24 protein-coding genes are annotated in these 25,571 nt (G+C 60.3%); 8 read left to right on the plus strand and 16 right to left on the minus strand.

What is annotated here, in order from left to right; translation table 11 throughout:
• Positions 1 to 34: 34 nt before the first annotated feature.
• Positions 35 to 625, plus strand: a complete 591-nt coding sequence (gene diaA, locus IT763_RS20380; RefSeq protein WP_004937103.1) for a DnaA initiator-associating protein DiaA — start codon at positions 35 to 37, stop codon at positions 623 to 625.
• Positions 626 to 634: 9 nt separating this feature from the next.
• Positions 635 to 1,210: a division/outer membrane stress-associated lipid-binding lipoprotein gene (gene dolP / locus IT763_RS20385; protein WP_004937101.1), complete on the plus strand. Its 576-nt coding sequence runs from the start codon at positions 635 to 637 to the stop codon at positions 1,208 to 1,210.
• A 39-nt stretch (positions 1,211 to 1,249) separates the two neighbouring features.
• On the opposite strand, the gene mtgA is transcribed toward dolP, so the two are convergent.
• The 4 genes from mtgA to IT763_RS20405 all read right to left on the minus strand — a co-directional run bounded on the left by mtgA (position 1,250) and on the right by IT763_RS20405 (position 6,239).
• Complete coding sequence (gene mtgA, locus IT763_RS20390) at positions 1,250 to 1,981, minus strand: monofunctional biosynthetic peptidoglycan transglycosylase (protein ID WP_143778463.1); 732 nt, start codon at positions 1,979 to 1,981, stop codon at positions 1,250 to 1,252.
• Positions 1,978 to 2,631: an isoprenoid biosynthesis glyoxalase ElbB gene (gene elbB, locus IT763_RS20395; protein ID WP_079450138.1), complete on the minus strand. Its 654-nt coding sequence runs from the start codon at positions 2,629 to 2,631 to the stop codon at positions 1,978 to 1,980. The genes mtgA and elbB overlap by 4 nt, the downstream gene beginning before the upstream one ends.
• Before the next feature lie 237 nt (positions 2,632 to 2,868).
• Positions 2,869 to 5,208 (minus strand): aerobic respiration two-component sensor histidine kinase ArcB, encoded by a 2,340-nt coding sequence (gene arcB / locus IT763_RS20400; protein ID WP_206194968.1) that lies wholly within the window; start codon positions 5,206 to 5,208, stop codon positions 2,869 to 2,871.
• A gap of 92 nt (positions 5,209 to 5,300) precedes the next feature.
• Positions 5,301 to 6,239, minus strand: a complete 939-nt coding sequence (locus IT763_RS20405; RefSeq protein ID WP_176062625.1) for a TIGR01212 family radical SAM protein — start codon at positions 6,237 to 6,239, stop codon at positions 5,301 to 5,303.
• A gap of 691 nt (positions 6,240 to 6,930) precedes the next feature.
• On the opposite strand from IT763_RS20405, the gene gltB reads away from it, so the two are divergent.
• The 3 genes from gltB (at position 6,931) to IT763_RS20420 (ending at position 13,469) form a co-directional block, all read left to right on the plus strand.
• Complete coding sequence (gene gltB, locus IT763_RS20410; protein WP_016930195.1) at positions 6,931 to 11,391, plus strand: glutamate synthase large subunit; 4,461 nt, start codon at positions 6,931 to 6,933, stop codon at positions 11,389 to 11,391.
• A gap of 14 nt (positions 11,392 to 11,405) precedes the next feature.
• Positions 11,406 to 12,824, plus strand: coding sequence for a glutamate synthase small subunit (locus IT763_RS20415; protein ID WP_016930196.1), 1,419 nt, complete (start codon positions 11,406 to 11,408; stop codon positions 12,822 to 12,824).
• Positions 12,825 to 12,989: 165 nt separating this feature from the next.
• Positions 12,990 to 13,469 carry a hypothetical protein gene (locus IT763_RS20420; protein ID WP_156866266.1) on the plus strand — a complete coding sequence of 160 codons (480 nt, stop codon included), beginning with the start codon at positions 12,990 to 12,992 and terminating at the stop codon, positions 13,467 to 13,469.
• Positions 13,470 to 13,532: 63 nt separating this feature from the next.
• On the opposite strand, the gene sspB is transcribed toward IT763_RS20420, so the two are convergent.
• The 5 genes from sspB to zapE form a co-directional block, all read right to left on the minus strand.
• A complete protein-coding gene (sspB, locus tag IT763_RS20425) occupies positions 13,533 to 14,033 on the minus strand; it encodes a ClpXP protease specificity-enhancing factor (protein ID WP_049299899.1) in 501 nt (166 codons plus the stop codon).
• A 5-nt stretch (positions 14,034 to 14,038) separates the two neighbouring features.
• Entirely contained in the window at positions 14,039 to 14,680 is a 642-nt protein-coding gene (gene sspA, locus IT763_RS20430) for a stringent starvation protein SspA (RefSeq protein ID WP_004937082.1), read from the minus strand.
• Between the two features lie 325 nt (positions 14,681 to 15,005).
• A complete protein-coding gene (rpsI, locus tag IT763_RS20435) occupies positions 15,006 to 15,398 on the minus strand; it encodes a 30S ribosomal protein S9 (protein ID WP_004937080.1) in 393 nt (130 codons plus the stop codon).
• A 15-nt stretch (positions 15,399 to 15,413) separates the two neighbouring features.
• Positions 15,414 to 15,842 carry a 50S ribosomal protein L13 gene (rplM, locus tag IT763_RS20440; protein WP_004937079.1) on the minus strand — a complete coding sequence of 143 codons (429 nt, stop codon included), beginning with the start codon at positions 15,840 to 15,842 and terminating at the stop codon, positions 15,414 to 15,416.
• Between the two features lie 264 nt (positions 15,843 to 16,106).
• The gene (gene zapE, locus IT763_RS20445; protein ID WP_016930199.1) at positions 16,107 to 17,234 is read right to left on the minus strand and encodes a cell division protein ZapE; all 1,128 of its coding nucleotides are present in this window, start codon (positions 17,232 to 17,234) and stop codon (positions 16,107 to 16,109) included.
• Positions 17,235 to 17,465: 231 nt separating this feature from the next.
• On the opposite strand from zapE, the gene zapG reads away from it, so the two are divergent.
• From zapG to degS, 3 genes are all read left to right on the plus strand, one after another.
• The gene (gene zapG, locus IT763_RS20450; protein ID WP_004937074.1) at positions 17,466 to 17,867 is read left to right on the plus strand and encodes a Z-ring associated protein ZapG; all 402 of its coding nucleotides are present in this window, start codon (positions 17,466 to 17,468) and stop codon (positions 17,865 to 17,867) included.
• A gap of 180 nt (positions 17,868 to 18,047) precedes the next feature.
• Positions 18,048 to 19,418: a serine endoprotease DegQ gene (gene degQ / locus IT763_RS20455; RefSeq protein WP_004937072.1), complete on the plus strand. Its 1,371-nt coding sequence runs from the start codon at positions 18,048 to 18,050 to the stop codon at positions 19,416 to 19,418.
• An 88-nt stretch (positions 19,419 to 19,506) separates the two neighbouring features.
• Positions 19,507 to 20,565 carry an outer membrane-stress sensor serine endopeptidase DegS gene (gene degS / locus IT763_RS20460; protein WP_049299901.1) on the plus strand — a complete coding sequence of 353 codons (1,059 nt, stop codon included), beginning with the start codon at positions 19,507 to 19,509 and terminating at the stop codon, positions 20,563 to 20,565.
• 71 nt (positions 20,566 to 20,636) lie between these two features.
• Here the strand turns inward: degS and murA are convergent, their stop codons facing one another.
• From murA to mlaF, 7 genes are all read right to left on the minus strand, one after another.
• A complete protein-coding gene (gene murA, locus IT763_RS20465) occupies positions 20,637 to 21,896 on the minus strand; it encodes a UDP-N-acetylglucosamine 1-carboxyvinyltransferase (protein WP_004937068.1) in 1,260 nt (419 codons plus the stop codon).
• A 55-nt stretch (positions 21,897 to 21,951) separates the two neighbouring features.
• Positions 21,952 to 22,206 (minus strand): BolA family iron metabolism protein IbaG, encoded by a 255-nt coding sequence (gene ibaG / locus IT763_RS20470; protein WP_004937066.1) that lies wholly within the window; start codon positions 22,204 to 22,206, stop codon positions 21,952 to 21,954.
• A gap of 140 nt (positions 22,207 to 22,346) precedes the next feature.
• Positions 22,347 to 22,649, minus strand: coding sequence for a lipid asymmetry maintenance protein MlaB (gene mlaB / locus IT763_RS20475; protein ID WP_016930202.1), 303 nt, complete (start codon positions 22,647 to 22,649; stop codon positions 22,347 to 22,349).
• Entirely contained in the window at positions 22,649 to 23,278 is a 630-nt protein-coding gene (mlaC, locus tag IT763_RS20480) for a phospholipid-binding protein MlaC (protein ID WP_004937063.1), read from the minus strand. Before mlaC ends, mlaB begins: the two co-directional genes overlap by 1 nt.
• Before the next feature lie 14 nt (positions 23,279 to 23,292).
• A complete protein-coding gene (gene mlaD, locus IT763_RS20485; protein WP_004937061.1) occupies positions 23,293 to 23,841 on the minus strand; it encodes an outer membrane lipid asymmetry maintenance protein MlaD in 549 nt (182 codons plus the stop codon).
• Between the two features lie 4 nt (positions 23,842 to 23,845).
• Complete coding sequence (gene mlaE, locus IT763_RS20490; protein ID WP_004937059.1) at positions 23,846 to 24,628, minus strand: lipid asymmetry maintenance ABC transporter permease subunit MlaE; 783 nt, start codon at positions 24,626 to 24,628, stop codon at positions 23,846 to 23,848.
• Positions 24,629 to 24,632: 4 nt separating this feature from the next.
• Positions 24,633 to 25,448, minus strand: coding sequence for a phospholipid ABC transporter ATP-binding protein MlaF (mlaF, locus tag IT763_RS20495; protein ID WP_028127533.1), 816 nt, complete (start codon positions 25,446 to 25,448; stop codon positions 24,633 to 24,635).
• Positions 25,449 to 25,571: the final 123 nt, after the last annotated feature.

The following is a 25,571-nucleotide window of genomic DNA, read 5'->3' on the forward strand; positions in this document are numbered from 1 at the left end:
AGACCGGCCCTTTGACTTAGTGGATTAATACAACGTGCTGGATAGAATTAAAGTCTGTTTCACCGAAAGCATCCAAACCCAGATCGCGGCGGCGGAAGCACTGCCGGACGCCATTTCCCGCGCTGCGATGACGCTGGTTCAATCCTTACTCAACGGCAACAAAATCCTGTGCTGCGGCAACGGCACCTCGGCAGCCAACGCGCAGCACTTCGCCGCCAGCATGATCAACCGTTTTGAAACCGAGCGCCCCAGCCTGCCGGCCATCGCTCTCAACGCCGACAACGTGGTGCTGACGGCAATCAGCAACGATCGGCTGCACGACGAAGTGTACGCCAAGCAGGTGCGTGCGCTCGGGCACACCGGCGACGTGCTGCTGGCGATTTCCACCCGCGGCAACAGCCGTGATATTGTGAAAGCGGTCGAGGCGGCCGTTACGCGCGATATGACCATCGTCGCGCTCACCGGCTACGACGGCGGCGAGCTGGCCGGGCTGCTCGGACAGCAGGATGTCGAAATCCGCATCCCGTCGCACCGCAGCTCGCGCATTCAGGAAATGCATATGCTGACCGTAAACTGCCTGTGCGACCTGATAGACAATACGTTATTCCCCCACCAGGACGATTAAGGAACTGAGATGAAGCTAAAAGCCACATTTGCAGTGCTGTCCAGCGCCCTGCTGTTGCAAGGCTGTATCGCCGGCGTCGTCGTCGGCAGTGCGGCCGTCGCGACCAAAACCGCCACCGACCCGCGCAGCGTAGGGACCCAGGTGGATGACGGCACGCTGGAAGCCAGGGTCGAAAGCGCCCTGAGCAAAGACCAGCAGTTGAAGAAAGATGCCCGGGTGGTCGCCACCGCCTATCAGGGCAAGGTGCTGTTGACCGGCCAGTCGCCTAACGCCGATCTCACCGCGCGCGCCAAGCAGATCGCCATGGGCGTGGAAGGCACCACCGAAGTGTATAACGAAATCCGTCAGGGCACGCCGGTCAGCCTGAGCACCGCGTCCTCCGACACCTGGATCACCACCAAGGTGCGTTCGCAGCTGTTGACCAGCGATACGGTGAAATCGTCCAATGTGAAGGTCACCACCGAAAACGGCGAAGTGTTCTTGCTGGGCCTGGTCACACAGCAGGAAGGGCAGTCGGCGGCGCAGATCGCCAGCCAGGTCAGCGGCGTGAAGCACGTCACCACCGCCTTTACCTACGTGAAATAATCCGCCTGGCGGGAGCGGCGCCGTGCCGTTCCCGCCCGTTTAATCCAGCTTGTTCTCGCGTAAAAACGCTTCCCCGCCCAGTTGCCGCATCTGCCGCATGATCCACTGTTGACGCTGCACCACATAGCCGGACGGCGCATCGGCCCTGAAGCGATGCGGATTCGGCAATACCGCCGCCAACAGCGCCGCTTCGGCCGCGCTCAGACGTTTGGCCGGCTTATGGAAAAAGCGCTGTGAAGCCTCTTCCACGCCGAACACCCCATCGCCGAACTCGACGATGTTCAGGTACACCGTCAGAATACGCCGCTTGGTCCACACCAATTCGATGCCCGACGTCAGCCCGGCCTCCAATCCTTTGCGCAGCCAGCTGCGGCCATCCCACAAAAACAGGTTCTTGGCGGTTTGCTGCGACAGCGTGGACGCGCCGCGGATGCGCGTCGGGCGCTTCTCGTTGTGGCTGAGCGCCTTTTCAATGGCCGCCACGTCGAAGCCCCAATGGTCTGGAAACTTCTGATCTTCCGCCGCCATCACCGCCAGCGCCATTTGCGGCGAGATGTCGTCCATCGACACCCAGTCCGAATGGGCGACATAGCCGAAGTCGCCGCTCAGCCAGGCGCCGACCTGCCGCTCCACCATCACGGCGGAAAACGGCACCGGCAGGAAGGCAAAGAGCACAATGCCCAACACCCACAGGCCGATAATCGCGATGACGCCGCGCTTCAGCCAGTACCACGGGCGCAGCCGCCGCCATCCGACGAGCGATTTTCTCATTCAGCCAGTTCCAGCACCCGCGCCACCAGCTTATCGATGCCCAGGGCCGCCTGCGCGATAGACGGCGCCAGCATATAGGCCGGCGTGGTCACGATCTTATGTTCGCGATCCACCACAATGTCGTCCACCGGGCAAATCACCGGTTCGCCGCCCATGGCGTCAATCACTTCCCCCAGATCCGGATCGTTGCCAATGGTGAGCCGCGCTTGTTGATCCAGCAGTTTCGGCAGCAGCGCCGGCGCAATGCACATCAGGCCAATTGGTTTGTTGGCCTTATGCATCTCGCGCGTCAGGCGCGCCAAATCTTCATCGACCCAACATTCTGCGCCAGCTTCGGCGAAATTGCTGAGGTTCTTGGCGGCGCCAAAGCCGCCGGGCACGATCAGCGCATCCAGCTGCGCGGCCTCCGCCAGCGCCAGCGGCTGCACCGCACCGCGGGCAATGCGCGCCGATTCAATCAGAACATTGCGCGACTCCGCCGCCTCCTCACCAGATAAGTGATTAATAACATGGCGTTGTGGTTTGTCAGGCGCAAAGCACACCGCCTGGGCGCCGGCACGATCCAACGCCAGCAGCGTCAGCACCGCTTCATGGATCTCCGTACCGTCATAAACGCCGCTGCCGCTGAGGACTACACCCACCTTTTTCATCACTCTTACTCCTGTCGCTGCTGTCAACTGGTTCGTGCTCGGAGTTGACAAACACTAATCTACATCACACATTTTAATGAATCTTCTAACAAGAGCGCTTACATTTGCTATGTTGTTGGCTGTATGATGTTTAGGAATTCGCAACAACCTGCTCGACCAGAACACTGAAACCAATACGCAGGTTCACAATTTCCCTGGTGTTGGCGCAATATTCGCGCACCCCGGCTTAGGTCGGGGTCATTTTTTTTCAGCGTTCTCAACCCAAGCCCTCAGTACCTGCACGTCGTTGCGCCACTCTTGTTTCAGCTCATCCACCCAATCCTGCACGTTATCCCACCAGGCCGGCAGCGTCGGCGTTTGAATCTGCTGCGCCAGCTGCTGCAGATGGCGCAGACCGACCGAACCGGCGGCGCCCTTGATCTTATGCCCTTCCTCAGTGATGCCTTTCTGATCGCGCGCCGTCATGTTGGAGTCCAGCACCGCCAGATAGCCCGGCATCATCTGTTCGAACATCTCCAGACTTTGGTGGATCAACTGCGGGCCAACCAGATCCATGTACTGTTCCAGCATCGCGGTATCGAGTAACGACTCATTAATCTGCATCGCCTTGTGCTCCGTTTTCTTTGAAGTGTGAGAAGGTTGATGATCCCAATAGTGTTTGATGACCTTGGTCAGCGCCGGCACCGACAGCGGCTTGCTCAGCACATCGTCCATGCCCGCTTCGAGATACTCTTTTTTGTCTTTCAGCACGTTGGCGGTCAGGGCCACCAATGGCGGCAGCGCCTGCCCGGCATAGCGCTCGCGCAGCGCCCGGGCGATGTCCAGCCCGGTCATGTCCGGCAGTTGAATGTCCAGCAGCACCAGATCGAACTCGTCCGGATCGAACATCGCCAGCGCATCGTGGCCGTTCATCGCCACGTCGACGCTGTTGCCCAGCTTCTCCAGCACCGAGCGCGCCACGATCACGTTCAGTTCGATATCCTCCACCAGCAGGATGTGCAGCGCCGGCAACGGCAGCGCCTCTTCTTCCGGCGCCGCGCTGACGGCTTCCTGCACCGCCGGCGCCTTGATGGTTAAGGTAAAGCAAGAACCGTGCCCTTGTTCGCTGCGCACGGTAATGTCGCCGCCCATGCTCTGCGCCAGCCGCTTGGAGACCGCCAGCCCGATGCCGGTGCCGGTGGCCGGGCGGCCGCCGCGCTGATCTTTCACCTGGTAATACATGGCGAAGATCTTGTCCTGCTCGTCCTGCGGGATGCCCATGCCCGAGTCTTCCACCTCGAACACCAGTTTCTCCTGCGCCTCGCGCCGCACGCGCACCACAATTTGCCCCTGCTGGGTAAATTTCACCGCGTTGCCGATCAGATTCCACAAGATCTGCCGCAGGCGGGTGCCGTCGGTCACGATCTGCTGCGGCAGCGGCGTCTGCGGCTCCATGACGAACTGCAGCCCTTTCGGCTGCGCCAGCAGGCCCGAGAGGTTCTCCAAATCCGCCAGAAAACCGGTGAAGTCCACCGGCTGGTTGTCGAGCTGCACCTTGCGCCGCTCGAGCTTGTCCATTTCGATAATGTCGTTGAAGATATTGCCGAGGGTGATGGCGCTGACGTGGATGGTCTTCAGGTATTTCAGCTGCTCGTCGTTCAGCTCGGTATCGAGCAGAATGCGGCTCAGGCCGACGATGCCGTTAAGCGGCGTACGCAGCTCGTGGCTGATGGTGGAGATAAAGGTGGTCTTCTCCCTGCTGGCGTTCTCCAGCGCGTCCTGGTAGCGCTTACGCTCGGTAATATCGCGGCCGAAGCCCATCAGCCCGTGGCGTTTGCCTACCCGGTCGTAAAACGGCACCTTGCGCAGCTCGAAACAGGCCTTGCGGCCGTCGGGATACACCAGCCACTGTTCGTAGGTCAGCGAGACGTTGTGGCGGAACACCTTCTCGTCGGTCTCAATGACCTTTTCGGCGATCTCCTGGCCGTAGACGTCGAACGACGTCAGGCCAATCAGCTGCTTCTCGCTTTTGCCGGTCAGCAGCTCCATCGCGCGGTTGCAGCCGGAAAACTCTTTGTCTTCGTTGCGGTAGTAGACCAGATCCGGCGAGGCATCGAGGAAGGAACGCAACAGCGCCGATTGCTGGCCCAGCTCAATCTGCGCCAGCTCGCGCTGTTCCATCTCTTCGGTCAGCTTTTCCATCACCTGCAGGCGCTCTTCTTCCGCCTTGATACGGTCGGCGATCTCCTGATTCAGCTGGCTGATATTGTCTTTGAGCTGCTGATTGAGCTCCAGATCGCGGTGGCGCATCTCTTCGAGCTTGTCCACCAGCCGCGCCAGCCGTTGGCGCGACTCTTCCAACTGTTCCACCACCACCGAGAGAAAATAGACCGCCCACGGGGTGATCAACAGGCCGAAGAAGATCGAACGCACCACGTCGATGCTTTCAACTTCGCCGCGCAGCAGCATGGTCACCGCCATCTGCACCACCATCGCCAGCACCACCAGCGCCGAGGCCAGCAGCAGCGAGAAGCGCACCAACCCCAGTTTCACCATTAAATCAACGTAGTACTGGGCCAACACCCGGATTTGCTTCATAGCGGCTCCCTTCAGACACAATCTTTTGAATCATACCGTAAAACAGCGGTGAGATAAGGCGGCAAACGCCGAAGTGTGGCAAAGATTGCACTTCAGAGCGGCATGCCGGGCCGGTAGCGCCGTTTTTCATCCAGCGCGCTGCCCTGCCCGCCGTGCCGTTGCAGATAAGCGCCGACCGCCTGCATGCCGCTCCAGCGGTTTTCGCACCACAGCGGCGCCAGCAGCGTCGGCCGCCGGGCGCTGGCGGAAAGACGGTGGTACACCACCTCGCCCGGCGTATGGCGGATCATCTCCCCGGCGCTGGCGGCGTAATCCTCCAGCGCCAGTTCGGGCAACCGCCCGGCCTGCCACGCCCGCGCCAGGATACTGCCGGTGACGACGTGCAGCGGATGCAGCTTGATGCCGTCGACGCCGGTCTCCGTCACCCGCTGCAGCGTGAGCAGATGATCGCGCTGGGTTTCTCCCGGCAGCCCGACGATCAGATGGCAGCACATCTTCAGCCCGCGCTGCCGGGCCAGCCGCGCAGTCTGCTGATAACAGCGAAAATCATGGCCGCGGTTGATGCGCTTCAGTGTTTTATCATGCGCCGTCTGTAGCCCCAGCTCCAGCCACACCTCATAGCCTTGCTCGCGGTATCCCGTCAACAGATCCAGCGCGGCGGCCGGCACGCAGTCCGGCCGGGTGCCGACGCACAGTCCGACCATGGCGCTCTGCGCCAACGCCTGCCGATACATCGCCTCCAGCCGTTCAACCTCCGCATAGGTGCTGGTATAGGCCTGGAAATAGGCCAGATAGCGCCGCGCCCGATCGACCCGCGCAGCCTGCTGCGCCAGCTGTTCGGCGATGCTCTGGCGCTGCATCGCCTCATCGGCAAACGAGGCGACGTTGCAGAACGTACAGCCGCCGCGCCCCAACGTGCCGTCGCGGTTAGGGCAGCCGAATCCGCCGTGCAGCGTGAGTTTATGGATCTTTTCGCCATAGCGGCGCTGGAGATCCGCGCCAAACATATTGACTAATTGCGGCAACTGCATAATCTTGGTGGTTCTCTGTGTTCAAAGCCGCGATGCTAATAAGAAACGGTTTTTCCCGCGATGACAGAGATCAACGCTTTCCCCGCAAGGCGCCACCAGGCATAACTATTCATCATAAATGCAAATCAATTCACTATAATTCTGATGAATTATTCTAATCGTCACGCAACCGTTAACGGCAATATGACAACACGGTGAAAAATAGTCATAAACATCAGCCAAGCAATATCTTATAGAATAAAATTCTGGCATTAACCCCCGCACTAGCATGGTGCAGAGATTAAGGGGTTGCACTATAGTGAGACAGCTCACACTTCTGCGGGGATCGGCGTTGCCCCACGATAGTGCAAAAATGCATTAAAACACTTATTTTTCAAATAAATAAACATCAATAATTCGATAAGAATCTATCTTAAGCCCACATTTGACCTGCGAATTCTTTCTCGCTAAGTTGGAAGTCCGCTGGAAGCTTTCTGGACGGGCAAACGTCTCGTCATATTTATGCAGTAATTGAAGACTCCCTCTTAAAACAAGTCCTATACCACTTGTGAGACCGTCACGAGAGGCCATTGATGGAGGGCGGAAAAGCAGATTGGCGGGGTTAACTTGCTGATTGGACTTCTGCCTGAAATTGGGAAGCCCCCTCGCAGTAGGTTGTGAGAGTCACGCAGAGCCTGGGGAGGTTCACGATATGTTGTACGATAAATCCCAAGAGAGGGACAACTGTGGTTTCGGCCTGATCGCCCACATAGAAGGCGAACCTAGCCACAAGGTGGTGCGCACCGCCATTCACGCGCTGGCCCGCATGCAGCACCGCGGCGCGATCCTCGCCGACGGCAAGACCGGCGACGGCTGCGGCCTGTTGCTGCAAAAACCCGATCGCTTCTTCCGCATGGTGGCGGAAGAGCGCGGCTGGCGTTTGGCCAAAAACTACGCCGTCGGCATGATGTTCCTCAGCCAGAATGAAGAGGAAGCGCGCCTCAGCCGCCGCATCGTGGAAGAAGAGCTGCAAAACGAAACGCTGTCGATCGTCGGCTGGCGTGAAGTGCCGACCAACCCGGACGTGCTGGGTGAAATCGCCCTCTCCTCCCTGCCGCGCATCGAGCAAATCTTCGTTAACGCCCCGGCCGGCTGGCGCCCGCGCGATATGGAGCGCCGCCTGTTCGTGGCGCGCCGCCGCATCGAGAAACGGGTGCAGGATGACAGCTTCTACGTCTGCAGCTTCTCCAACCTGGTGACGATCTATAAAGGCCTGTGCATGCCTGCGGATCTGCCGCGCTTCTATCTCGATCTGGCGGACCTGCGCCTGGAGTCGGCCATTTGCCTGTTCCACCAGCGCTTCTCCACCAACACCGTGCCGCGCTGGCCGCTGGCTCAGCCGTTCCGCTACCTGGCGCACAACGGCGAAATCAACACCATCACCGGCAACCGCCAGTGGGCGCGCGCCCGTACCTATAAATTCCAAACGCCGCTGATCCCGGATCTGCAGGCCGCCGCGCCGTTCGTCAACGAAACCGGCTCCGACTCCAGCTCGCTGGACAACATGCTGGAGCTGCTGCTGGCGGGCGGGATGGATCTCATCCGCGCCATGCGCCTGCTGGTGCCGCCGGCCTGGCAGAACAACCCCGACATGGACGGCGATCTGCGCGCCTTCTTCGACTTCAACTCGATGCACATGGAGCCGTGGGACGGCCCGGCCGGCATCGTGATGTCCGACGGCCGCTACGCCGCCTGTAACCTCGATCGCAACGGCCTGCGCCCGGCGCGCTACGTGATCACCAAAGACAAGCTGATCACCTGCGCCTCCGAAGTCGGCATCTGGGATTACCAGCCGGATGAAGTGGTGGAAAAAGGCCGCGTCGGCCCCGGCGAGCTGATGGTGATCGACACCCGCAGCGGCCGCATTCTGCACTCGGCGGAAACCGACAACGATCTGAAAAGCCGCCACCCGTATAAAGAGTGGATGGAGAAAAACGTCAAACGCCTGGTGCCGTTCGAAGATCTGCCGGACGATCAGGTCGGCAGCCGCGAGCTCGACGACGCGCAGCTCGAAACCTACCAGAAACAGTTCGGCTACAGCAGCGAAGAGCTGGATCAGGTGATCCGCGTGCTGGGCGAGATTGGCCAGGAAGCCACCGGCTCGATGGGCGACGATACCCCGTTCGCCGTGCTCTCCAGCCGGCCGCGCATCGTTTACGACTACTTCCGCCAGCAGTTCGCGCAGGTCACCAACCCGCCGATCGATCCGCTGCGCGAAGCGCACGTCATGTCGCTGGCCACCAGTATCGGCCGTGAAATGAACGTGTTCTGCGAAGCCGAAGGCCAGGCGCACCGCCTGAGCTTCAAATCGCCGATCCTGCTGTACTCCGATTTCAAACAGCTCACCACGCTGGAAGGCGAATACTATCGCGCCGAGACGCTCGATCTGACCTTCGATCCGCAGCAGCAGGATCTGGAGCAAACCATTCGCGCCCTGTGCGACGAAGCGGAACGCAAGGTGCGCGAAGGCGCGGTGCTGTTGGTGCTGTCCGACCGCGCCATCGCGCCCGGCCGCCTGCCGGTACCGGCCCCGATGGCCGTTGGCGCCGTGCAGACCCGGCTGGTGGAGAAAAGCCTGCGCTGCGACGCCAACCTGATCGTTGAAACCGCCAGCGCCCGCGATCCGCACCACTTCGCTGTGCTGCTCGGCTTCGGCGCGACCGCCATCTACCCGTATCTGGCCTATGAAACCCTGGCCAAACTGGTGGACAGCCAGGCGATCGACAAGAAATACCGCGACGTGATGCTGAACTACCGCAACGGCATCAACAAAGGCCTGTACAAGATCATGTCCAAGATGGGCATCTCGACCATCGCCTCTTACCGCTGTTCCAAGCTGTTCGAAGCGGTCGGCCTGCACCGCGATCTGGCGGATCTGTGCTTCCAGGGCGTGGTCAGCCGCATCGGCGGCGCCAGCTTCAGCGACTTCCAGCAGGATCTGCAGAACCTTTCCAAGCGCGCCTGGCTGAAACGCAAGCCGCTGGAGCAAGGCGGCCTGCTGAAGTTCGTGCACGGCGGCGAATACCACGCCTACAACCCGGACGTGGTGAACTCGCTGCAAAAAGCGGTGCACAGCGGCGAGTACAGCGACTACCAGGCCTACGCCAAGCTGGTGAACGAGCGGCCGGTCGCCATGCTGCGCGATCTGCTGGCCATCACGCCGAAAGGCGAACCGATCCCGGTCGATCAGGTCGAGCCGGCGGAGTCGCTGTTCAAACGCTTCGACACGGCGGCGATGTCGATCGGCGCGCTGAGCCCGGAAGCGCACGAATCACTGGCGATCGCCATGAACGGCCTCGGCGGCTTCTCCAACTCCGGCGAAGGCGGCGAAGATCCGGCGCGCTACCGCACCAACAAGGTGTCGCGCATCAAACAGGTGGCCTCCGGCCGCTTCGGCGTGACACCGGCCTACCTGGTGAACGCCGACGTGATCCAGATTAAGGTGGCGCAAGGCGCCAAGCCGGGCGAAGGCGGCCAGTTGCCGGGCGATAAAGTCACCCCGTACATCGCCAGACTGCGTTACTCGGTGCCGGGCGTGACGTTGATCTCCCCGCCGCCGCACCACGACATCTACTCGATCGAAGATCTGGCGCAGCTGATCTTCGATCTGAAGCAGGTCAACCCGAAGGCGGTGATCTCGGTGAAACTGGTGTCCGAGCCGGGCGTGGGCACCATCGCCACCGGCGTGGCGAAAGCCTATGCCGATCTGATCACCATCGCCGGTTACGACGGCGGCACCGGCGCCAGCCCGCTGTCCTCGGTGAAATATGCCGGCTGCCCATGGGAACTGGGCCTGGTGGAAACCCAGCAGGCGCTGGTGGCCAACGGCCTGCGCCACAAGATCCGTCTGCAGGTGGACGGCGGTCTGAAAACCGGCGTGGACATCGTCAAAGCGGCGATCCTGGGTGCGGAAAGCTTCGGCTTCGGCACCGGGCCGATGGTGGCGCTGGGCTGTAAATACCTGCGCATCTGCCACCTCAACAACTGCGCGACCGGCGTTGCGACTCAGGACGACAAGCTGCGCCGCGATCACTACCACGGCCTGCCGGAACGCGTGACGAATTACTTCCAGTTTATCGCGCGTGAAACCCGCGAGATCATGGCGCAACTGGGCGTGAGCCAACTGGTGGATCTGATCGGCCGCACCGAGTTCCTGACCGAGCTGGACGGCATTTCCGCCAAGCAGAACAAGCTGGATCTGTCGCCGTTGTTGACAACCGCCACGCCGCATCCGGGCAAAGCGGTGTACTGTACCGAAAGCAGCAACCCGGCGTTCGACAAGGGTCTGCTGAACAAAGAGTTGCTGGCGCAGGCGGAACCGTACATCGAAGCGAAGCAGGGTAAAACCTTCTACTTCGACATTCGCAACACCGACCGCTCCGTGGGCGCCATGCTGTCCGGCGCGATCGCCAACGTACACGGCGATCAGGGAATGGCAGCCGATCCGATCAAGGCGCACTTCTCCGGCACCGCCGGGCAGAGCTTCGGCGTCTGGAACGCCGGCGGCGTCGAGTTGACCCTGACCGGCGACGCCAACGACTATGTCGGCAAAGGCATGGCCGGCGGCAGCATCGCGGTGCGTCCGCCGATCGGCTCCGCCTTCCGCAGCCATGAAGCCAGCATCGTCGGCAACACCTGCCTGTACGGCGCCACCGGCGGCAAGCTGTTCGCCGCCGGCCGCGCGGGCGAACGCTTCGCGGTGCGCAACTCCGGCGCCATCACCGTGGTGGAAGGCATCGGCGACAACGGCTGCGAATACATGACCGGCGGCATCGTCTGCGTGCTGGGTAAAACCGGCATCAACTTCGGTGCCGGCATGACCGGCGGCTTCGCCTACGTGCTGGACGAAGACGGCGAGTTCCGCAAGCGCGTAAACCCGGAGCTGGTGGAAGTGCTGGATGTCGATCAGCTGGCGATCCATGAGGAGCACCTGCGCGGCCTGATCACCGAACACGTGCAGGCGACCGGCTCTTCCCGCGCGGAAGAGATCCTGGCCAACTGGCCGGAGTGGGCGCCGAAGTTCGCCCTGGTCAAACCGAAGTCCAGCGATGTCAAAGCGCTGTTGGGTCACCGTAGCCGTTCCGCAGCCGAGCTGCGGGTGCAGGCGCAGTAAGAGGTAGGTCATTAATGAGCCAGAACGTTTACCAATTTATCGACCTGCAGCGTGTTGATCCGCCAAAGAAACCGCTGAAGATCCGCAAAATCGAGTTCGTCGAGATCTACGAACCGTTTTCGGAAACCCAGGCCAAGGCCCAGGCGGACCGCTGTCTGTCCTGCGGCAACCCGTATTGCGAGTGGAAGTGCCCGGTGCACAACTACATCCCGAACTGGCTGAAACTGGCCAACGAAGGCCGCATCATGGAAGCGGCGGACCTGGCGCATCAGACCAACAGTCTGCCGGAAGTGTGCGGCCGCGTATGCCCGCAGGATCGCCTGTGCGAAGGCTCCTGCACTCTGAACGACGAGTTCGGCGCGGTCACCATCGGCAATATCGAGCGCTACATCAGCGATAAGGCCATCGAAATGGGCTGGAAGCCGGACATGTCTCACGTACAGCCGACCGGCAAGCGCGTGGCGATCGTCGGTGCCGGCCCTGCCGGGCTGGCCTGCGCCGACGTGCTGACCCGCAACGGCGTCAAAGCGGTGGTGTATGACCGTCATCCAGAGATCGGCGGCCTGCTGACCTTCGGCATCCCGGCTTTCAAGCTGGAAAAGGAAGTGATGGTCAAACGCCGCGGCATCTTCAGCGAGATGGGCATCGAGTTCCAGTTGAACACCGAAGTGGGCAAAGATGTCAGCATGGAGACTTTGCTGAGCGAGTACGATGCGGTGTTCCTCGGCGTCGGCACCTATCAGTCGATGCGCGGCGGCCTGGAGAATGAGGAAGCGCAGGGCGTGTACGACGCGCTGCCGTTCCTGATCGCCAACACCAAGCAGCTGATGGGGTATGAAACCGATCAGCACGAGCCTTACGTCAGCATGGAAGGCAAACGGGTGGTGGTGCTGGGCGGCGGCGATACCGCCATGGACTGCGTGCGCACCTCGGTGCGTCAGGGTGCAACGCAGGTCATCTGCGCCTACCGCCGCGACGAAGCCAACATGCCGGGCTCCAAACGCGAAGTGAAGAACGCCCGGGAAGAAGGGGTGGACTTCCAGTTCAACCTGCAGCCGCTGAGCATCGAACTGAACAGCGCCGGCCGCGTGGCCGGAGTGAAAATGGTGCGCACTCAGCTGGGCGCGCCGGATGCCAATGGCCGTCAGACGGCGGAGCAGGTGCCAGGTTCCGAACACGTGATCGACGCGGACGCGGTGGTGATGGCGTTCGGCTTCCGCCCGCACCGCATGGACTGGCTGGCGGCGCACGACGTGCAGCTGGATAAACAGGGCCGCATCCTGGCGCCGGAAGGCAGCGACAACGCGTTCCAGACCAGCAACCCGAAAATCTTCGCCGGTGGTGACGCAGTGCGCGGATCTGACCTGGTAGTGACGGCGATCGCCGAAGGCCGCAAAGCGGCAGACGGCATCATGAACTACCTCGAAGTGTAAACCTTCCGTACCATCAGAGGCCCGGCATATTGCCGGGCCTCTGTTTTTAGCCTGCCACGCTTTGTAACAACCTCCCCGCTCCTCACCGCCTCAACGCGCTATAGTATTGAGTTAGCACCATTGCGGGGCGCGGCTGCGCCTGACACCGAGATAAGGATAGCGAACATGAAATGCTCCATTTCCCTGTTGGCCGGCGCGCTGCTGGCCGTCAGTTTCAGCGCTTCAGCCATGGCGCTGGATTCGCAGGAGGTTGGTTACAATATCGAAGCGCGCGGCGCACGGCCGGTCGTGGCGCAGTTGGGCAAGGCCGGGCAGTTCGGCGCCGTGGAAAACAGCATCCGGCTGGGGGACGACAGCTGGATTGCCCTGGCGCCCAAGTTGGCCGGCGGCGGCAATGCCGGCTTTACCGCCGGCATCAAATCGGCCCTCTCCGCAGCCCTGATCTACAATCCGGCGGCGGTGTTGCAGGCGCTCAACAAAGGCAACGATCTGCCGCTCAATGACATTTGCACCGCACCGCCGGAAGTGCAAGGCGACACCGCCATCAGCAGTTTCCGTGAGCGCGCAACCCACGCCCTATCTACCGTGCGCGTAGGCGATCTCAGCGCGCCGCGCGACGCCTGCATTGCCGCGTTGAAAGGCTGACCCGCGTCTGCCGGGCAAAAAAAAGCACCCCCATGGGGTGCTTTTTCGTTTGTTCTCACGGGGTTATTTCACCACGCGCAGCGCCGGGCGGCCACCGCGCGGCGGCTGCGGCGGTTCGTCATCCGGGCCGTTGTCTTCCGCGGTATCCGGGCGATCGCCGTCGATCACCGACATCAGGGTTTCCGAAGGGATCGTCTCATTGTCCAGACCTTCGAACACGCCTTCGCTTTCGTCGTAGGTGGCTTCCGGTTCGAACATCGTGCCGGCGCCGTTTTCACGCGCATAAATCGCCAGCACGGCGGCCATCGGCACCGAAACCTGACGCGGCACGCCACCGAAGCGCGCGTTGAACTGCACGTCTTCGTTACCCAACGCCAGGTTGCCTACCGCGCGCGGCGCGATATTCAGCACGATCTGACCATCGCGCGCGAACTCCATCGGCACCTGCACGTCCGGGCGAGTCACGTCGACCACCAGGTGCGGCGTCAGTTGGTTATCCAGCAGCCAGTCGTAGAACGCCCGCAGCAGATACGGGCGACGCGGCGTCATCTGAGACATGTCCATCGCGCTTAGCCCCGGGTCTGCAGGCGCATTTCACGCTCGGCTTCGGTCAGGGAAGCCAGGAAGGCGTCGCGTTCGAAGACGCGGGTCATGTAGCCTTTCAGCTCTTTGGAACCGGCGCCGCTCAATTCGATGCCCAGCTGCGGCAGACGCCACAACAGCGGCGCCAGGTAGCAATCCACCAGGCTGAACTCTTCGCTCATGAAATACGGCGCCTGACCGAAGATAGGCGCGATCGCCAGCAGCTCTTCGCGCAGTTGGCGACGGGCGGATTCCGCTTCCTGGCCGCTGCTCTTCTCGATCTTGTCCATCAGCGAGTACCAGTTCTTCTCGATGCGCAGCATCATCAGACGGCTCTCACCACGGGCAACCGGGTAAACCGGCATCAGCGGCGGGTGCGGGAAGCGCTCATCCAGATACTCCATGATGATGCGGGATTCATACAGGGTCAGTTCGCGATCGACCAGCGTAGGCACCGTCTGGTAAGGGTTGAGGTCAATCAGATCTTGCGGCAGGTTATCCATTTCGACCTGCTCGATCTCGACGCTGACACCTTTCTCCGCCAGTACGATACGTACTTGATGGCTAAAAATGTCGGTCGGGCCAGAGAACAGCGTCATTACCGAACGTTTGTTGGCAGCGACAGCCATGAAAACCTCCAAGTTATCTAGAAAATACTGCGAATAGCCAACTGACAGGCTGCTATCCTGAATAATCTTGCCGCAGGCCGGCAGCACGCAGCGCGACCCGAGCCCATAAAAAACCGGCCCAGGAGGTCAACTGCACGGCGAACAGGCGCAAAAGTGGGTGATAGTTTACCAGATTCTGCTTGTTTTGTGGGGACGGTGCGGCGAATTCATGTTGAATTGTCTGATATGCCACAGATTTTAGTCGGGGACGGCGGATTTCAGGCGTAAAAAAACCCGGTGAAGCACCGGGTTTTTTGCGTAAATCGCACTGCCGAAGCAGCGAAAATTAACGCTTGGAGAACTGCGGACGACGACGTGCTTTACGCAGACCGACTTTCTTACGTTCAACCTGACGAGCGTCACGGGTGACGAAGCCAGCTTTACGCAGTTCAGAACGCAGAGTCTCATCGTATTCCATCAGTGCACGGGTGATACCGTGACGGATAGCGCCAGCTTGACCGGAGATACCACCACCTTTAACGGTGATGTACAGGTCCAGTTTGCCAACCATGTCGACCAGTTCCAGCGGCTGACGAACTACCATGCGGGCAGTTTCGCGACCGAAGTACTGTTCCAGGCTGCGCTGGTTGATAACGATGTTACCGTTGCCCGGCTTGATGAAGACGCGAGCGGCGGAGCTTTTGCGGCGACCAGTGCCGTAGTATTGATTTTCAGCCATTGCCATTAATCCCGATTAAATGTCCAGAACTTGCGGTTGCTGTGCCGCGTGATTGTGCTCGGTGCCCGCGTAAACTTTCAGTTTACGGAACATAGCACGACCCAGCGGGCCCTTTGGCAGCATGCCTTTAACCGCGATTTCAATCACGCGCTCAGGACGGCGGGCAATCATCTCTTCAAAGGTCGCTTGCTTGATACCACCGATGTGGCCGGTGTGGTGGTAGTACACTTTGTCTGTACGCTTGTTGCCGGTTACAGCAACTTTGTCAGCGTTCAGAACGATGATGTAATCACCGGTATCCACGTGCGGGGTGTATTCCGCTTTATGCTTGCCGCGCAGGCGACGAGCCAGTTCAGTAGCGAGACGGCCTAAAGTTTTACCATCTGCATCAACAACGTACCAGTCGCGTTTTACGGTTTCTGGTTTAGCTGTAAAAGTTTTCATTAGAAAGCTTACCCAATAATTAGTTACACGTTGGTGAACACCCAAACGCTCGAAAACAGTTGAGGCTCACACGACCATACAAGTCCAGCAAACCTACCCCTTCGAATAGCCATTGCCGGCACTATAAAGTTTTTGGGAAAAAAAACTTTGTTGTAACGTGGGGTCGCAAGATTATAGAGAAGTCGCTCACAAAGATCGAACGGTTTTTGAATGGAAAATAAATTTATCGCCGGCGGCGGACAACCGGCGATAGGCCCGGCGGGCTCAGGGCAGATGCGGCAGCTTGAGGTACTCTTCGCTCTGCATTTCCTGCAGGCGCGACAGGCAGCGCTGGAATTCAAATTTCAGCTGCACCCCCTGATAGATCTCAAACATCGACGCTTCGGCGCCGATCACCAGCTTGATGTGCCGCTCGTAGAATTCATCCACCAGCGCCAGGAAACGGCGCGCGGTATTCTCTTTCAGCGGCCCCATCACCTGCACATTATACAGGATCACGCTGTGGTACAGCCGCGACAGCGCGATGTAATCCAGCTGGCTGCGCGCCTCTTCGCACAGCGTGTGGAAATCCACCGCCAGCACGCCGTCCACCGAACGGATCGCCTGCAGCGGCCGATGGTTGATCTGCAGCACCGGCGCGTCCTCCCCCGCCTTGCCCGCCAGCTTGACGAACATCCGATCCAGCGCCTCGCGCGTCTGGTCGCTCAGCGGCGTCAGGTAGAGGTGCGCCTGGGTCAGGGTGCGCAGACGATAGTCGATGCCGGCGTCGACGTTCATCACGTCGCAGTACTCGTTGATCAGATCGATAGCCGGCAGGAAACGCGCCCGCTGCAGGCCGTTGCGGTACAGATCGTCCGGCGGGATGTTCGACGTGGCCACCAGCGTGATGCCGCGCGCGAACAGCGCCTGCAGCAGCGTGGCCAACAGCATGGCGTCGGTGATGTCGGAGACGAAGAATTCGTCGAAGCACAGCACGTCGGTCTCGGCCTTGAAGCCGTCGGCGACGATTTCCAGCGGGTTTTCCCGCCCCTGCAACTCGGTCAGCTCTTCATGCACCCGCAGCATGAAGCGGTGGAAGTGCAGGCGCATTTTGCGATCGCCCGGCAGACTGTGGAAGAACATATCCATCAACCAGGTTTTGCCGCGCCCGACGCCGCCCCACATGTACAGCCCCTGCACCGGGCGCTGAGGCGCCGTTTCGCCGCCCTTGCCCAGCAAGCGGCTGAGCTTGCCGCGCAGCCCGCCGGCCGGCGCGCTCGCCGCCGGCTTTTGCAGCAGAGCCTGATAAATGCGATCCAGTTGAGTGACGGCCCGGCGTTGAACCTCATCGGCCTGATATTCCCCCGCCTCCAGCGCCTGCTGGTAGCGAGATAACGGTGATAGTGCCTGCATCTGTTCGATGTTCCCTAAGAACGCTTAGAAATTATTTAGCCAACGTTGGCGGCAAGTTGATGCCGATTCGCACCGTTATCGCCACAAATGCCCGCTGCGGGCGCCGCTGAAAACCCTGTGAAAACCAGGTGGAAGCGCATCAGGATTCCACTCGGACAAGGTTAACGGTTATAGTGGATATTATTAAGTGAAAAATCCCTGCGGAACAACGAAGTCAAAATAGGAGTCATCATGACCTGGGAGTATGCGCTGATTGGTTTGGTCGTCGGTATCGTGATTGGTGCGGTGGCGATGCGTTTTGGCAACCGTAAATTACGTCAACAACAAGTCCTGCAGAACGAGCTGGACAAGAGCAAAACCGAGCTGGAAGAGTACCGTCAGGAGCTGGTCGGCCACTTTGCCCGCAGCGCCGAGCTGCTGGACAACATGGCGCGCGATTATCGCCAGCTGTATCAGCACATGGCGAAAAGCTCCAACAACCTGCTGCCGGATCTGCCGATGCAGGAGAACCCGTTCCGCTATCGCCTGACCGAAGCGGAAGCGGACAACGATCAGGCGCCGGTGGAAATGCCGCGCGACTATTCTGAAGGGGCCTCCGGCCTGCTGCGCGGTCAAAGCGCACGCCGCGACTGATATTCTTTCTTCGCCCGCGGGGCCACCCGCGGGGTTAATCCCGTTTGCGCCATATTGACCTTCCTTCGCATTACCTTTACTGAACTTTGCACGCAAATTCACGGTCTTACCCTTCACTATGACAAGGCGATTGCCTTATCATCAAATTTTCATCGGCAGGTATTGAGAGAGTTATCATCAATGAAGAAAAAGTCGTTAATTCTTAGTGCATTGGCAATGAGCCTCGGCCTGGCGCTCAGCGCCGCACCGGCGGCCAACGCGGCCCTGCCCGTCGCCGTGCAGGGGCAGCCGCTGCCGAGCCTGGCGCCGATGCTGGAAAAAGTCTTGCCCGCCGTAGTGAGCGTGCATGTCGCAGGCACCCAGGTGCAGCGTCAACAGCTGCCGGAAGAGTTCAGACGCTTCTTCGGCCCCAATTTCCCCGGCCAACAGCAGAGCTCCCGCCCTTTTGAAGGGTTGGGATCCGGCGTGATCATCGACGCCGCCAAGGGCTACGTGCTGACCAACAACCACGTCATCAACAACGCCGACAAAATCCGCGTGCAGTTGAACGACGGCCGCGAGCTGGACGCCAAGCTGGTCGGGCGCGATGAACAATCCGACATCGCCCTGCTGCAGCTCAGCGATACCAAAAACCTGACCGCCATCAAGATGGCCGATTCCGACCAGCTGCGCGTCGGCGACTTCGCCGTGGCGGTCGGCAACCCGTTCGGCCTGGGCCAAACCGCCACCTCCGGCATCATCTCGGCGCTGGGCCGCACCGGCCTGAATCTGGAAGGGCTGGAAAACTTCATTCAGACCGACGCCTCCATCAACCGCGGCAACTCCGGCGGCGCGCTGGTTAACCTGAACGGCGAACTGATCGGCATCAATACCGCCATTCTGGCGCCGAGCGGCGGCAACGTCGGCATCGGCTTCGCCATTCCGAGCAATATGGCGCAGAACCTGAGCCAGCAGCTGATCGAATTCGGCGAAGTGAAACGCGGCCTGCTTGGCATCAAGGGCAGTGAAATGACCCCGGACATGGCTAAAGCCTTCAACACCGACGCGCAGCGCGGCGCCTTCGTCAGCGAAGTGTTGCCGAAATCTGCCGCCGCCAAGGCCGGCATCAAAGCCGGGGATATTCTGGTTTCCGTCGACGGCAAACCGGTGAACAGTTTTGCCGAACTGCGCGCCAAGGTCGGCACCACCGCACCGGGCAAAACCCTCAAGGTAGGCCTGCTGCGCGACGGTAAACCGCAGGAAGTCTCGGTCACGCTGGACAACAGCGAGAGCGCCTCGACCAACGCCGAAACGCTGTCGCCGGCGCTGCAGGGGGTATCCCTCAGCAACGGCGCGCTGCCGAGCGGCGACAAGGGCGTGAAGGTGGAGAACGTGGATAAAGGCTCGACGGCGGCGCAAATCGGCCTGCAAAAAGGCGACGTGATCATCGGCGTCAACCGCCAGCGCGTAGACAGTATCACCGCACTGCGCAAGGTGCTGGAAGCCAAACCACCGGTGATGGCGCTCAATATCGTGCGCGGTAACGAAACCATTTATCTGCTGCTGCGTTAATTTGTGCAAAAACCGGGCTCGGTGACATACTGCGCCCGGTTAACTCATGCTATCCTCCGAACATCGTTCACCACACCACGAAAACTCCATGTTTGCTAAGCTCTTGCGTTCTGTCGTTATCGGTCTCATCGTTGCCGGCCTGTTGTTGGCCGCTCTGCCCATGCTGCGTTCTTCCAACGGTCTGTTTGCAGAGAAAACCGAGAATACCAGCGACGAAACGCCGGTGAGCTACAACAAGGCGGTGCGCCGCGCCGCCCCTGCCGTGGTGAACATCTACAACCGCAACCTGAACGGCGCCGCCAACGTGCTGTCGCTCGGTTCCGGCGTGATCATGAACGAACGCGGCTATATCATCACCAACCGCCACGTGATCAAAGACGCACAGCAGATCACCGTGGTGTTGCAGGATGGCCGCCGTTACGAAGCGCTGCTGGTGGGCTCCGACGGCCTGACCGATTTGGCGGTGCTGAAGATCGATCCCGGCAACCTGCCGGTGATCCCGACCAACAAAAACCGCGTTGCCCACGTCGGCGATGTGGTGCTGGCGATCGGCAACCCGTATAACCTGGGGCAGACCGTCACTCAGGGCATCCTCAGCGCCACCGGGCGCATCAGTATGAGCACCACCGGCCGGCAGACGTTCCTGCAGACCGACGCCTCAATCAACCGCGGCAACTCCGGCGGCGCGCTGGTCAACTCGCTGGGTGAGCTGATCGGTATCAACACCCTGACCTATGACAAAATCACCGACGGCGAAACGCCGGAAGGGCTGGGCTTTGCGATCCCGATCGAACTGGCCACCAAGATCATGGACAAGCTGATCCGCGACGGCCGCGTTATCCGCGGCTATTTCGGTATTCAGGGCAAGGAGATCATTCCGCTGCGCTCGTCCAATTCCGGCATCGATCGCCTGCAGGGCATCATCGTGACCGAGATTACGCCGAACGGCCCGGCGAACAACGCCGGCTTCCAGATCAACGACATCATCATCAACGTGGATAACAAACCGGCGGTATCCGTGCTGGAGACCATGGATCAGGTGGCGGAGATCAGACCGGGCACCGAGATACCGGTTATCGTGCTGCGCGACGGCAAACGCATTACGTTAAAAATGACGGTGGGTGAATTCCCGGAAGACAGCAATTAAAAAAGGGCCGGCATTGATAGCCGGCCCTTTGCTATTCATCCTGCCGACGCAGCCGCGCCGGCGCTAATGACTTACTCGCCTTTCACACGTTCGATGTTCGCACCCAGCGCGCGCAGCTTGTCTTCAATACGCTCATAGCCGCGATCGATGTGATAGATGCGATCGACGACGGTCACGCCGTCGGCGATGCAGCCGGCGATCACCAGGCTGGCGGAAGCGCGCAGATCGGTCGCCATCACTTGAGCACCGGACAGCTGTTCAACGCCATGACAGATCACGGTGTTGCTCTCGATCTCCGCGTGCGCGCCCATGCGGATCAATTCCGGCACGTGCATGAAGCGATTTTCGAAGATGGTTTCGGTGATAACGCCAGTGCCTTCCGCCACCAGGTTCAGCAGGCTGAACTGGGCCTGCATGTCGGTCGGGAAGCCCGGGTGCGGCGCGGTGCGCACGGTGACCGCTTTCGGGCGTTTGCCGTGCATGTCCAGGCTGATCCAGTCTTCGCCCACTTCGATATCGGCACCGGCTTCGCGCAGCTTGGCCAGCACCGCATCCAGCGTGTCCGGACGGGTGTTGCGGCACATCACTTTGCCGCCGGAAACCGCGGCGGCGATCAGGAAGGTGCCGGTCTCGATGCGGTCAGGCAGCACGCGGTACACGCCGCCGCCCAGACGCTCGACGCCCTCGATGGTGATCTTGTCACTGCCGGCGCCGCTGATCTTCGCGCCCAGCGTGTTGAGGAAGTTGGCGGTATCGACAATTTCCGGCTCACGCGCGGCGTTTTCGATAACGGTGGTGCCGGTCGCCAGGGTCGCGGCGCTCATGATGGTCACGGTCGCGCCCACGCTCACCTTGTCCATGACGATGTGCGCGCCCTTCAGACGGCCCTCGACGGACGCCTTGACGTAGCCTTCTTCCAGCTTGATCTCGGCGCCCAACTGCTCCAGGCCGGTGATGTGCAGATCGACCGGACGCGCGCCAATCGCGCAGCCGCCCGGCAGGGAAACCTGGCCACGGCCGAAACGCGCCACCAGCGGCCCCAGCGCCCAAATGGAAGCGCGCATGGTTTTCACCAGATCGTAAGGGGCGCAAAACTCGTTCACGCCGCTGGCGTCCACGAAGACCGAACCGTTGCGCTCAATCTTGGTACCCAACTGGTTGAGTAGTTTAATGGTGGTGTCGATGTCCTTCAGCTTGGGGACATTCTGCAGCTCGACCGGCTCTTCCGCCAACAGGGCGGCGAACAGGATCGGCAGGGCGGCGTTTTTGGCCCCGGAAATAGACACTTCACCGCTCAGGCGGGTCCGACCCTGCACACGAAATTTATCCATCTGACTACTCTCTGTTATCTAATCTGAAGCTGCCCGCCCGGCAGGGCAAACAGCCTTAAAATCCGTTGAGTTTGCGGTCTCGCTGCCACTCTTCAGGGGTGTACGCCTTAATAGACAAGGCATGAATGCGGTTGTCCGCAATGTATTCCATCAGCGGTGCGTAAACCGTCTGCTGTTTTTTGACGCGGCTCATGCCGGCGAACAGTTCACCGACCACAATCGCCTGAAAATGGCTACCGTCGCCCGTCACATGTACTTCATCCAGTGCCAATGCCTGCATCAGCACGTCTTTAATCTCGTTGGTTTCCATAGTATCCAGTTCTGCCGCTAAAGGATCATAAACAGCCTAGTATCTTAGTGGAATACGATGTTTTCTTAAACTAAAGAAAAAGCCCCTGCATAACAGGGGCTTTGTATCGTTTTGCCACGCAAGAGCGGCGTAAAACACCGCTAACCGGCGGTATCGACAGGCATTATCGCCTGCAGGTTGTAGAGCGCGATCAGCGTTTTCAGGCGCTCGGTGGCGCCGAAAATTTTCAGCGCTACGCCGCGCTCGCGCTGCTCTTCCTGCAGATGCAGCAACAGCGCCAGCCCGGCGGAGTCCACGCGCTGCAGTTGCGCCACGTCGATCGCGGTTTTATCCGCCATCAGCGCGTCGCGCTGCCGCCACAGCGGCTGCAGCGTTTCCCGATCCAGTTCACCGCGCAGGATCAGCGTCTGCTGCTCTGATTCGAAGCTGAGCGCTGCCGACATCAGTTTTTCTTGTCCAGCGTGATAGGCTGCGCGGCGGCGGCCTGCAGCTGTTTGGTCAGGCCGTCGATGCCCTGAGTACGCAGCGTAGACGCCCACTCATTTTGCTTGGTGGTGATCATGCTGACGCCTTCGGCGATCATGTCATACGCCTGCCAGTAGCCGGTTTTGCTGTTCTTGCGCCATTGGAAATCCAGACGCACCGGCGGACGGCCACCGTTGTCGATGATGGTGACGCGAATAGCCACGATGTCGGCATTGCCCAGCGGCTGTTCAGGCGCGATCTGGTAAGTCTGGCCGTGATACATCGCCAGCGCCTGGCCGTAAGCCTGCTCCAGGTAAGCCTGGAAGGCGGTGAAGTAAGCTTCGCGCTGCGCAGGCGTTGCCTCTTTGTAGTAACGCCCCAGCACCAGCGCGCCAGCGTATTTCACCTGCACGAACGGCATCAGTTCCTGATGCACGATGGCACGCAGGTAGTTCGGGTCCTGCTTGATCTTCGGCTGTTCGTTCTTCAAACGGCTGAAAGTCTTCTGCGCCGCTTCTTGCATCATGCTGTAAGGATTGGTTTGGTCGGCTGCGCTCGCCAGCGGTGCAACCACCAGCAGAGCCACCATCAGTAAACGTTTAAACATGCAGGTATCCTCTCTTAATGATTTGGAACAGCGGGTTGCGGTGCGGCGCCGGCAGCCGGCTCAGCGGCCGCGTCTCCCGATTTGGCGCTGTCCTGACCGCCGCTTTTATACAGGAACTGGCCGATCAGGTCTTCCAGAACCATGGCTGATTTGGTGTCCTGAATGGTGCCGCCATCTTTCAGGATGGTGGTGCCCATATCAGGATCTTCGAAGCCCACGTTAAGCGCCAGATATTGCTCGCCCAGCAGGCCGGAGGTGCGGATCGCCAGCGAGCTGGTATCCGGGATTTGGTCGTACTTTTTCTGGATATCCAGCGCCACGCGCGGCGTGTAGGTTTTCGAATCGAGTTCGATGTCCGCCACGCGGCCGATCACCACGCCGCCAATCTTCACCGGCGAACGCGGTTTCAGGCCGCCGATGTTGTCGAACGTCGCGTAAATGCGGTAGGTCGGCTCGCTGCCGATCGATTTAAGGTTCGCCACCTGCAGGCAGATAAACACGATGGCGCACAGCGCGATCAGCATAAATGCCCCAACCCAGATTTCACTCTTCTTCGTTTGCATCGAATCAATTCCCAAACATCAGTGCGGTCAGCACGAAATCCAATCCCAACACCGCCAGTGACGAATGCACCACGGTACGCGTCGTCGCCCGGCTAATCCCTTCAGAGGTAGGCACGGCGTCGTACCCATTGAAAATGGCAATCCAGGTTACGGTAATGGCGAATACCACGCTTTTGATCAGGCAGTTGAGCAGATCTTTTTTCCACTCCACGGCGCCCTGCATCGCCGACCAGAAGAAGCCGCTGTCGATGCCTTTCCAGTCCACGCCGACCACCGAGCCGCCCCAAATGCCGATCGCCACGAAAATGATGGTCAATAGCGGCATGCTGATCAGCCCGGCCCAGAAGCGCGGCGCCACGATGCGCCGCAGCGGATCGACCGCCATCATTTCCAGGCTGGAGATCTGCTCCGTCGCCTTCATCAGGCCGATTTCCGCCGTGAGCGCGGAACCGGCGCGGCCGGCGAACAGCAGCGCCGTGACCACCGGCCCCAGTTCGCGCAGCAGCGACAGCGCCACCATCATGCCGAGGCTGGCCTCGGCGCTGTAGGTGGTGAGCACGATATAGCCCTGCAGGCCCAGCACCATGCCGATAAACAGCCCGGAGACCATGATGATCAGCAGCGACTGCACGCCGACGCTGTAGAGCTGTTTCAACAGCAGCGGCCACTGCTTGCCGGGTTCCGGCCGGCCAATCAACGCGTTGAACAGCATCAACCCCGCGCGGCCGAAGCTGGCGCTGGTGTTGATGCCACTGCGCCCCAACGACGCTAACGCTCTTAATAACATGAGCTTATTTACTCCCTAAGCCTAGCAGTTCGGTCTGATAATCCCCGGCCGGATAGCGGAACGGCACCGGCCCATCCGCTATACCATCCAGGAACTGGCGCACGCGCGCATCAGGATTGTTCTGCAATTGCTGCGTGGTGCCTTCGGCGATCACCCGGTGGTCGGCCACGATGTAGGCGTAGTCGGCGATGCTCAGCACCTCCGGTACGTCGTGCGACACCACGATGCAGGTAATGCCCAGCGCATGGTTCAGCTCATCGATCAGCTTGACCAGCACTCCCATGGTGATCGGATCCTGGCCAACGAAAGGTTCGTCGAACATGATCATTTCCGGGTCCAGCGCGATCGCGCGCGCCAACGCCGCCCGGCGCGCCATGCCGCCGGAAAGCTCGTTGGGCATCAGCTGAGCCGCGCCGCGCAGCCCCACCGCTTCCAGCTTCATCAGCACCGTGCTGCGCAACAAAGGCTCCGGCAGGTTGCTGTGCTCGCGCAGCGGGTAGGCCACGTTTTCGAATACGGTCAAATCGGTAAACAGCGCGCCAGACTGGAACAGCATGCTCATTTTTTTGCGCGCGTCGTATAACTGACGGCGGGACAACGCGGGAATGTTGTCGCCGTCGAACCAAATCTCCCCGCTGTCCGGCGCCAGCTGGCCGCCTATCAGGCGCAGCAGCGTGGTTTTGCCGATGCCCGATGGCCCCATGATCGCCGTGACCTTACCGCGAGGCACCGTCAGGTTGATGTCTTCAAATATCCGTCGGTCGCCGCGCGAGAAGCTCATGTCGCGCACTTCGACCAAATTATCTGCCTTTTGGAGCATGTTAATGGACCCTTTACGACTCATCTTTTGCTGAATCTACCCGTGATGTTAAAGCAATGGGCGCAATCCGTCTCATCTTTACAAAAACTTACTGCCATTTCGCAACCAATGGTGCCATTGGTT

Origin of the sequence: Serratia sp. CMO1 (assembly GCF_015689115.1) — a bacterium.
GTDB lineage: Bacteria > Pseudomonadota > Gammaproteobacteria > Enterobacterales > Enterobacteriaceae > Serratia > Serratia marcescens.